Below are 1922 nucleotides of genomic sequence, written 5' to 3' on the forward strand. Positions count from 1 at the left end.
TGTGCTGAGTGTGGCACATGGCATGATAGAGATATCAATGCTGCTAAGAACATCCTTGCGGTCGGGCTTGACCGTCTAGCTGTAGGAATCCCCTCGGTTTAGCGAGGGGAGGAAGTCAAATTACACACAGCTCAGGGGTTTCTAAAACCTTAAGCATGGCTTTAGGTAGGCCGAGCGTTTGTTTTGCCTCATTTGCAGAAAGCCAAGCTAAGCTAATTTCTGTTTGCTTTAGCAGCTCAGTGATTTGCTGGGATTGCTGATCCTCTAAAACCAACTTCTGGGGCTGCAGATACCAATGAAAATGGGTCAAGGTATGTTTGATAGGGGCCGACTCGAGTAGGCCATCATTGACCGATAAAGCTTGTAGCTCATTATCATTGATCCACTTATCAACAATTTGCTCGGCAAGGGTGTTTTCTGATTCAAAAACCGAATCTTCTTCTGAGGTAGAGAGCACTTTTTTTCCCAGTATCTTTTTCTCGAACTGTAAGGGTAATACCCAAAGCCCGCCCCAAATACCACTGTCGGGACGCTGTAACCACAGGATTTCATTTTTGCTATTGAGAAGCACCAAAGCGTTACTAAATTTGCTGGGTTTGGGCTTCTTTTTGGCTTTAAACGGGTAATCCATTTCCCTGCCTTGAGCATGAGCGACACAGTCTTTGCTGATTGGGCAAGCCTCACAGTTTGGATTGCGGCGGGTACATAAGGTGGCGCCCATATCCATCATGGCTTGGGCAAAGTGTCCACTGTCCTCAATGGGGGTCAAACGCTCAGCTAAGGCCCACAGCTGTTTATTGGTGGCAGACTTGGTGATATCACCGTCAATGCCGGCCCAGCGGGTAATCACTCGTTTGACGTTACCATCACAAATTACCCCGTAGCCGTGCAGTCCCATAGCGACGATGGCGCCGGCGGTAGATTGGCCTACTCCTGAGATGGCCTCCCAACCTTCGACAGTTTGCGGGAAGTCGCCGGTCTCATTAATAATCTCAACCAGTTGTTTGGCGCCTTTGTGCAAGTTACGGGCGCGCGCATAATAACCCAAACCTGCCCAATGTTCAGCCACCATATCCCAATCAGCATTGGCCAAATCTTGTACGCTTGGAAATGAGCTCATAAAACGCTGAAAATAGGGGATAACCGTGGTGACTTGGGTTTGCTGTAGCATGACTTCAGATAGCCAAACGATATAAGGGTTTGGGGTATCGGTCTTGTGCTGCTGCCAAGGCAAATCATGACGGCCGTGGCTATCGAACCAATTAAGAATACGCGGGGCGAAATCGTTTAGCTCGGTTTCGGTGTGGTTGAAGAGTTTTGTGTTTAAGTTAACGGTTGGCTGTGTCATAACGTAAGGCATTATATTTGTGAGGAGAATGTCTTATATGGGGGCTTTAACAATATTTTTCTTCAATATCTAATACGTCTGTTGATATGAATAAGTTATCATTGATTTTTGTGGGATTAAAGGACTGGGAATGAATTTAGATTGGAGCATCATTTTACAATTAATTACTTTAATACTCATATGCTGTTTTTTCTTGTTCCGAAAACATTTAGTCGCATACTCTACTGAAAAAGGTAAGAATTTGGCGACCAAAGAAGATATTGAGGTAATTACCAGAAAGGTTGAAAGTACAAAAAGTGAGTATGTAGCCGAAATTGAGAGGTTGAAAGTTGAGCTTGCGTTACTTTCTCGAAAAAATGATATTCTTTTTGACGAAAAAATTATGGTATTCAAAAAACTACAAAAGGCACTTGTAGATTTTAAAAAATATTGCGAAGCAGCTATTGGAAGCTGTGGAGATGGTGATGGGGGAGAGCCCCCTGTGTCAGGATAGTTGTCACCCCTAACAATCAAGTAAAAGGGGGTAACAAGGAACAAAGATGTCCAGATACAGTAAAGAGAGAAAACAAGCTAT

The 1922-nt window shown here is 44.2% G+C and carries 2 protein-coding genes and 1 pseudogene; 2 read left to right on the forward strand and 1 reads right to left on the reverse strand.

Features of this window, described 5'->3' with window-relative positions:
* A pseudogene (locus A1232T_RS14470) lies at positions 1-102 on the forward strand (RNA-guided endonuclease TnpB family protein); the annotation flags it as partial.
* A gap of 13 nt (positions 103-115) precedes the next feature.
* Here A1232T_RS14470 and mutY read toward each other — a convergent pair.
* On the reverse strand, positions 116-1348 hold the full coding sequence (gene mutY, locus A1232T_RS12940) for an A/G-specific adenine glycosylase (RefSeq protein WP_095532783.1): 1233 nt from the start codon (positions 1346-1348) through the stop codon (positions 116-118).
* A gap of 130 nt (positions 1349-1478) precedes the next feature.
* Here mutY and A1232T_RS12945 point away from each other — a divergent pair, with 130 nt between their 5' ends.
* Complete coding sequence (locus tag A1232T_RS12945) at positions 1479-1841, forward strand: hypothetical protein (protein WP_077449780.1); 363 nt, start codon at positions 1479-1481, stop codon at positions 1839-1841.
* The last annotated feature ends 81 nt before the right edge of the window (positions 1842-1922 follow it).

Origin of the sequence: Psychrobacter pasteurii (assembly GCF_900162815.1) — a bacterium.
In the GTDB taxonomy this organism is placed as follows: domain Bacteria; phylum Pseudomonadota; class Gammaproteobacteria; order Pseudomonadales; family Moraxellaceae; genus Psychrobacter; species Psychrobacter pasteurii.

Coding starts and splice junctions, on each gene's coding strand:
- mutY (WP_095532783.1), bottom strand. CDS start 1,348: ATGACACAGCCAACCGTTAACTTAAACACAAAACTCTTCAACCACACC.
- A1232T_RS12945 (WP_077449780.1), top strand. CDS start 1,479: ATGAATTTAGATTGGAGCATCATTTTACAATTAATTACTTTAATACTC.